The 7039-nt window shown below is 60.3% G+C and carries 7 protein-coding genes; 2 read left to right on the plus strand and 5 right to left on the minus strand.

The features are described from left to right. On the plus strand, positions 1-1408 hold a 1408-nt coding region (locus tag SX1_RS21540), incomplete at its 5' end, for an alginate export family protein (RefSeq protein WP_026150038.1). A gap of 27 nt (positions 1409-1435) precedes the next feature. Beyond that, positions 1436-2680, plus strand: a complete 1245-nt coding sequence (locus tag SX1_RS21545; protein WP_010338887.1) for an NAD(P)/FAD-dependent oxidoreductase — start codon at positions 1436-1438, stop codon at positions 2678-2680. Between the two features lie 118 nt (positions 2681-2798). Here the strand turns inward: SX1_RS21545 and SX1_RS23340 are convergent, their stop codons facing one another. The 5 genes from SX1_RS23340 to SX1_RS23345 all read right to left on the minus strand — a co-directional run bounded on the left by SX1_RS23340 (position 2799) and on the right by SX1_RS23345 (position 7020). After that, entirely contained in the window at positions 2799-3452 is a 654-nt protein-coding gene (locus SX1_RS23340) for a TetR/AcrR family transcriptional regulator (RefSeq protein ID WP_069336632.1), read from the minus strand. A 113-nt stretch (positions 3453-3565) separates the two neighbouring features. After that, positions 3566-4357: an IclR family transcriptional regulator gene (locus SX1_RS21555; protein WP_019054768.1), complete on the minus strand. Its 792-nt coding sequence runs from the start codon at positions 4355-4357 to the stop codon at positions 3566-3568. Between the two features lie 23 nt (positions 4358-4380). Next, positions 4381-5400, minus strand: a complete 1020-nt coding sequence (locus SX1_RS21560) for an efflux MFS transporter permease (RefSeq protein WP_157410369.1) — start codon at positions 5398-5400, stop codon at positions 4381-4383. Positions 5401-5532: 132 nt separating this feature from the next. Continuing rightward, the gene (locus SX1_RS21565; protein ID WP_019054770.1) at positions 5533-6906 is read right to left on the minus strand and encodes a DUF7986 domain-containing protein; all 1374 of its coding nucleotides are present in this window, start codon (positions 6904-6906) and stop codon (positions 5533-5535) included. Continuing rightward, positions 6907-7020 (minus strand): helix-turn-helix domain-containing protein, encoded by a 114-nt coding sequence (locus tag SX1_RS23345; protein WP_442196398.1) that lies wholly within the window; start codon positions 7018-7020, stop codon positions 6907-6909. Positions 7021-7039: the final 19 nt, after the last annotated feature.

Here is a 7039-nt window from a genome sequence, read left to right on the forward strand (position 1 = left end):
GCCGACATCGCCGCCACCCGAGCCTTCAAAGCCCGGGCCGCCCCCGCCGGAGTTGATTCCAGGCGGGCGGCTTGCAGCCGGTCGTGTGCCCCAGCTCATCCGGTGGACCGAAGACTGGTCCGGACTTGCCGACGTCCCTGCAGACGAAAGGCTTCCAGCAGAACGGCTGCGATACCTGCCCTTTGCCAAGAATGTTTATCTCTCGCTGGGTGGCGAAGCCCGCCTTTACTACACCGACACAAAACATCTGACGCTGGGAGCGCGTCCGGGCAACGATGCCAATTCCACTTTGCAGCAGCGGCTCCGGTTGCTCGCCGACCTTCATGTCGGTCCCAACATCCGCATTTTCACCGAACTGGGAGACAGCAGGGAGTATGGCGAAGAGATTGCGACACCGCCTAACGAAGACAAATTCGAGCTGGAACAAGCGTTCGTGGACATCAAGCTCCCGATCGACGACCAGAGCAGCATTGCGGTTCGCGGCGGTCGTTTCGAAATGCCACTCGGGAGCCTGCGGCTGGTCGGCCTGCGTGAGGGCACCAATGCGCGCTTCCTGTTTCAGGGCGGGCGTGTCGTTTATGACCTGAAGGGCAAGCTGCGGATCGATGCGTTCGTCACCAAGCCCGTGCAGGTGCTGTCCAACAAGGCCTTCGACAACGGCGCCATTCCAGGTTCGCACTTCAACGGCATTTATCTGTCCACGCCGCTTGGATTGGCAGTGCCGGGCGTTGCGGCAGATCTATATTACTACGACCAACGGCGCGAAGGCGCACGGCTGCTCGGTGCAGCAGGGCTTGAGAAGCGTAAGACGCTAGGCGCCAGGATCTACGGACGAAGCAATCACTGGGACTATGACCTTGAGGGCGCCTACCAGTTCGGCTCCTTTGGCAATGAAGACATCCGCGCATGGGCCGTGATGTTCGAGGGCGGCTACAATATGCCCTCCCTTCCGCTCACGCCGCGCATCGGCGTACGGGGCAATATTTTCTCGGGAGATAAAAATGCGAACGACGGGCGACGTGGCACGTTCGTGGCGCCCTTCCCCAAGGCGCCGATCTACAACAATAGCGATGCCGCCTGGTTTAACTTCTCCAACATGATCGATATCTTTCCGATGCTTTCGGTGAAGCCAACCCGTCGCACAACAATCGCCATCGGCCCTGAGCTGTTCTGGCGCCAGTCTGCTGCAGACAGCACCTACAGCGCTCCGACCTCCGCTCCGCTGGTCATGCCGACAGGATCCAGCCGGTTTGTCGGCTCGGCCTACAATATCGAGATTGGATGGCAGGCGACGCGAAATCTTGCGTTTCGGGGCACCTATAATCGCTTCCTGGCCAGCGACGCCTTTAAAGGCGGTGGCGGTCAAAGCGCCCATTTCATGGGCTTGCAGAGCAACTTTCGCTTCTAGCAGGCTCCCCTCAGAAGGACGAACGGGATGACTGATACGCACTATGACGTCGTGATTGTTGGCGCTGGCCATGGCGGGGCGCAGACAGCCATCGCACTGCGCCAGAATGGCTTTGCGGGAACCATCGCTATCATCGGCGCAGAGCCCGACCTTCCCTATGAACGCCCCCCGCTCTCCAAGGAGTATCTGGCGGCTGAGAAGGGATTTGAGCGAATCCTGATAAGACCCGCGTCCTTCTGGAATGACCGCCACATCGCCATGCATCTGGGATGCGCCGTCGAAAGGGTCGATCCCACGCAACGGTTGGTCTTCCTCGCAGATGGTCGGAGCATGGGCTATGGCGACCTCGTCTGGTGTGCGGGCGGAAGCGCGCGGCGTCTTGATTGCACCGGTCACGATCTTGGCGGCGTACACTATGTCAGAACGCGGGCGGATACCGACGCACTTGCCGCCGAACTACCTGGCGTTTCCAAAGTGGTGATCATCGGCGGCGGATATATCGGTCTTGAGGCAGCGGCAGTGATGGCGAAGTTCGGAAAGAACGTCACCCTCATCGAAGCCCTTGACCGGGTGCTTGCCCGCGTTGCTGGCGAACCGCTGTCGCGCTTTTTCGAGGAAAAGCACCGGTCCAGAGGTGTCGACGTTCGCCTAAGGACCAAGGTTGGATGCCTGCTCGGGCAGGATGGACGTGTCACGCACGTCGAACTTAATGACGCAGACCCTATCCCGGCCGACCTCGTCATTGTCGGCATCGGCATTATTCCCGCCATCTCACCCCTTGTTGTTGCAGGCGCCAAGGCCAGCAATGGTCTGCTCGTCGATGCAAGCGGGCGAACCAGCATTCCACATGTCTATGCGCTTGGCGATTGCGCCGCCCATGTGAACAGCTTTGCTCCGAACGACATCCCGATCCGGCTGGAATCCGTCCAGAATGCAAATGATCAGGCGGTGGTCGTCGCGCGCACGATCTGCGGTACGGCTGCGCAATATCATGCTGTCCCGTGGTTCTGGTCCAGCCAGTATGACATCCGCCTCCAGACCGTAGGCCTTACGGCCGGTTACGATCAGACCTTTGTTCGCGGCGATCCTGCAACCGGCAGCTTTACGGTCGTTTACGGACGTGACGGTCGTGTCATCGCGCTCGACTGCGTCAACGCCACCAAGGACTATGTGCAGGGCAAGCGCCTCGTGGAGGCGAAGGCACTGATAGAGCCGGGGATGACCGATCCGCAGTATCCCCTCAAAAACTTCATGACGCCAAGCCCTGTTTAAGGGAGCAAGTAGTGCAAACAGACTTCAGGTGGCGCGGGCAGGCGCCCGCAGTCTGCTTGAACGACCAGACGAGACAGACGCCCCTTGGAGCGGAGAGCGGATATCTACAGCCAGCCGGTCAGCGAGGCGCGCCCTGATCGGGCCCAGTCCCGCAAGGGGGCCACGCCGCCAGGGTGAGGTCAACGATCTGCAAGAGCGTGTCGCGATCTACGTCACAGGCTGCCTGCACGATCAACCCCTGCATGATCGCGAAAAGCCAGCTGGAGATCGACTGCGGATCGCAGGCTGATGGAAGATCCCCTTCGTCCTTCGCCTTCTCAAGCCTCGTCGCCAGTGCCCTGCGCGCCGCCCCATTGCGCTTGCGAACAGTCGCACGCACAGTAACATCTTGTGGTCCGCCTGCCACGCAGCCGATAAGCTCAACGCAGCCACGGGCAGCGCCACCTGAAATGCCTACAGCACCGCGAAGCAGGTGAGCGGCCACATCGCGCGCTCGACGTTGATCGAGCGCGAGGCGCATATAGCCGAAATTCTCGGCATCGATCTCGTCGACTACTTTGTTGAACAATCCTTCCTTGCTGCCAAAAGTGGAATAGAGGCTGGGGCGACTGATGCCCATCGCGCAGGACAGCTCCTCTATGGTGGCTCCATCATACCCTTTGGCCCAGAATATCCTTCGGGCGGCGGATAGAACCTCCTGTGGATCGAACTGCTTGGGACGACCACGACGACGCTGTGCGATACCACAATTCTTAATATGGGCAGGTGGCATGCTGCTTTCGCCTCTACAATCTAGACCTTGGCCCGGCGGTGATCGCAGAACCTTGGGCGCGCTGACCGTTTTCATCGTGACAATCGCCCAAGAGGCCGGCCATTGGGAACCACTCAATCAGATCGATGGCCTTCATCTAACCAACCCAGCTCCGCGCTGATCTGCTTGCACAGTCCTCCGAGCTGCCCGACAAGCTGCGCAATCTTGGGGTTCCAGTCGTTGACCAGTCCGAGCACTGTTGCGACCAGGATCGCGCGACCTTGAAGATCGAAAATGGGGAAAGCAGTGGCGCGAAGCCCGGGTATCAGGGAGCCCGGCTCCACAGAACGTCCTTCACGTCGCACACTGCTCCGCATGTCATCGAGAGCCGCCCGTTCCATCCCATCGCTGCCCTCGTAGGTCATCGCTGCCGCGGTTTCGGCTGGCGGAGCAAAGGCCAGGAATACGCGACCCGTCGCCGACCCGGCCAAGGGCAGGACAACACCCACCTGCAAGGTCGTCAGCAGCGCAGGGCGGCCGCGATATATCCGCACGATAGTCGGGCCTGTCGGCCCGAGGGCGGATATCTGGACCGTCTGTCCCGAAGTCTCCACATAGGAGCCGATCACGCGATCGACGATCCTAAATGCGTCCGTACGGGCCAGGGCCGCAAGCCCAATGCGCAGAACCCCCGGCCCCAGATCATAATGACCGGTGGCAGGATCCTGCCGAGCGGTGCCTGCTGCGATAAGGCTGTGCAGATAGCGATGCACTTGCGGCGCCGCCATGTCCGTGATCTGCGCTATGCTGCTAAGAGGCAGTGGACCCTCGCTGGCCGCAAGGGCATCGACGATCCGCATGCCGATCTCGATCGACTGGATGCCCCGACGACGTCCTGAACCTTCACCTTCATCCTTATCCGCCAAAACGCTTCTCCTTGCGTGCTGCCTTATTGGGGACGATGCAGTTTGACGAGAGGATGCGGCGGCGTGCGCCGCAGAAACACGGCGAGCAGCATCGCGAGTGCCGCCACTGCGAAGCAAAATGTCCATGCATCCGCGTAGGAGAGAACCGTCGCCTCCCGACGGATAATGGATCCCATCCCATCGATGTGAAAGTCCAGCGCGGCGCTTCGAACCCGTTCGACGTTGCTGCCCACCAAAACAGAGGCGAACGCTTCACGCTTGCGTAGTAATGTGGTGAGGATCGCAAGTCCGATTTCTGGCCCCAGGACACGGGGTATCTGGATGTAGGCGACGATGCTGATGAGTTCCTCACGCGCCGCGTTAGCGACAGTCATAGCGATCATCGTCAGGAGCACGGCGGCGTTGCCCATGCCGATCAGGACGCTCATTGTAACAAAGTCGTTTGCCCGCCAGTCGTGCGTGATCCCACTACCGAGCCAGCAGCCCAACATCACGAGGAGCAGCCCTCCTGCCAGGGTTAAACGCGGATCGGCCCTGCGGATCGACCAGATTGCCACGGGTAATGCGACGAGCTGCACCAGATCGACCCCCCAGAGCGCAGCGCCGGACTGCTCGGGCTTGAGGTGCCCGACAGCGGCCAGGAAGTTTGGGATCAGTACTGAGGTCGCCCCGCTCGTCACGCCGAACAGCGTCACGATTATCAGCGGCATGTGGATATTCCGACGAAGAAGCGCTGCAGGGTGCGCGAAGGGAACGGGAGAGATATATTGCCATGCGATGGCGGCCAGTACGAGCAGCAGGCCTCCCGTGAGGCAAGCGAGGACCGTTCCCGACGCAAGCCAGTCGAGACGATTCCCCTGATCCAGCCCCACATAGAGAAGTGTGAGCCCCACACAGAACATCGCAACCTCGCCCTTGTTCGTCCGGGCGAACAGGCTCCAGCCAACCTCCCGCTGGGGAAAACTCACGAGCGCGAGGAAGAGGAAGGCGATTCCAAAGAGCGTTGCCTGCCAGTAGATGGCCTGCCAGCCAACGTCCTCCACGAACCACCCGCTCAATGAAACTCCGGTGTGCAAGGCCAAGGTGAGCCGCAGGCTGTATAGGAGGGCATAGCGTGGAAGGTACGCCAGACAACGCTAAGCGAGAACAGTGCAAGAACGGCGCTGTGATGGCGATCAACGGCGCAGGTCGATGATGCCCAGCTCTCGCCACATCCACGTAAAATCATAGGTGGCCATCGGATCACCAGCACCGGATTTTGCCGCGCCATTCTCTATATATTTGAGCCAGTCGGCCACTTTTGGTCGGCCTGCCTTCGTGCGGGCCAGAGCGCGTGGCGTCTTGTGCCCGAGGGCCGGCACCGCTTCATCAAGCGTTTTGGTATATTCGCGTGTCAGCATCTGATGAACGATGCGTTCGATTTCGTCCGGCGGGATATCGAGCGGCACTTCCTGCGGAGCGCGGGCGGCGTCATCGGCCATGAACTGGGCCAGAGTCCGGATTTCGGTCATAGGTGTGCTCACGCAATCACCAAGCCACTCGCTCATCTGCGCAATCGCCTGTTCAGCGCGGGCGGCGCTGTTGACCTCAACGATCAGTTTGCGTCCAGCCAACTCGACATTGGCAAAAACGGGTGTGCCGTCCTCCATGGTTGTCACAAAAGCCTGCCCGCCTTTGGTCGTTTCTGGTGTCCTCTTCTTCGTCACCGGTGCCAGCCAGTTCCAGAACGTGTCGCTCGCAGGTTCCAGCCATTGAGCCGCGTTCAGCCTGCGAACCACGCTTTTGCCGATCACGCCCTTTGCCAGCGGAAAAACGATACGGTGGAACACAAGGTCATCACCGTCCGCGTTGACCATATCCGGCGAGCTGCCGGGAATGGCCTTACCCAGACAGTCGAGCAGCCACATGTTCGTGAACATCGGCCCCGATGCCCGCAAGAGCGCGTCCTTGTCTAGGGGATCCAATCCGACAGTGCCCTGTGCATCGTCCACAAGTCGGGAAAGCGCGTCGATTACGCGCACGGCGCCATCTGCGCTGAACGGCAGGAGTGCCCCGGAAATGCCGTGCCGACCGTTCACGTCAACAATTCTTGCGGCGATTTTGTCCCAGTTGACGAGGGTCTGGGTCGCACCGTGTTCCCGCACCGTCACCGGGGCGACGTCGCGCAGCAGATCGCGCAAGGTCATCGATTGGCCGGGAACCACTTCGCTGACTTCATAGAGCGACATGACCGTATCGCGTAGTGCGCGCATATAGGCTTTGTTCGGCGCCTTTTCGTTCCAGCCCCGGCGCTTGAGATAGTCATCGACCAGATTGCCACCGTCAGGTTCCAGTTCCTGCGTCAGCAGATCTTCAAAGAAACAGCCCCATAGCGGCCCTTGCCAGTGATCACCGATGATTTCGAATATGGCGTCTGGCTCGAGTCCGGTTGCTTCGCACGCTGGGCCAAGATGCGCGGACAGCATTTCAGCCATCGCTTCATCCCATGGCGCCCGTTCCGCATATTTCATCAGGCCCGAAAGATCGTGAACCGATTTTGATCTGGACATTCAGGCGGGCCTTTCCACGCCAAGGCGGCGCATTTCTCGATATATGGTTGATCGGCCGATGCCGAGTTGCCGTGCCGCTTCTGTCGGCGAGATACTCGCTTCGACCAGTTTGATGGCAGCATGGACCTTGCGG

The organism is Sphingobium xenophagum NBRC 107872, assembly GCF_000367345.1.
In the GTDB taxonomy this organism is placed as follows: Bacteria; Pseudomonadota; Alphaproteobacteria; order Sphingomonadales; family Sphingomonadaceae; genus Sphingobium; species Sphingobium xenophagum.

What these genes read in the sequence shown, in the direction of transcription:
- SX1_RS21545 (WP_010338887.1), top strand. Translation starts at nt 1,436, where the DNA reads ATGACTGATACGCACTATGACGTCGTGATTGTTGGCGCTGGCCATGGC.
- SX1_RS23340 (WP_069336632.1), bottom strand. Translation starts at nt 3,452, where the DNA reads ATGCCACCTGCCCATATTAAGAATTGTGGTATCGCACAGCGTCGTCGT.
- SX1_RS21565 (WP_019054770.1), bottom strand. Translation starts at nt 6,906, where the DNA reads ATGTCCAGATCAAAATCGGTTCACGATCTTTCGGGCCTGATGAAATAT.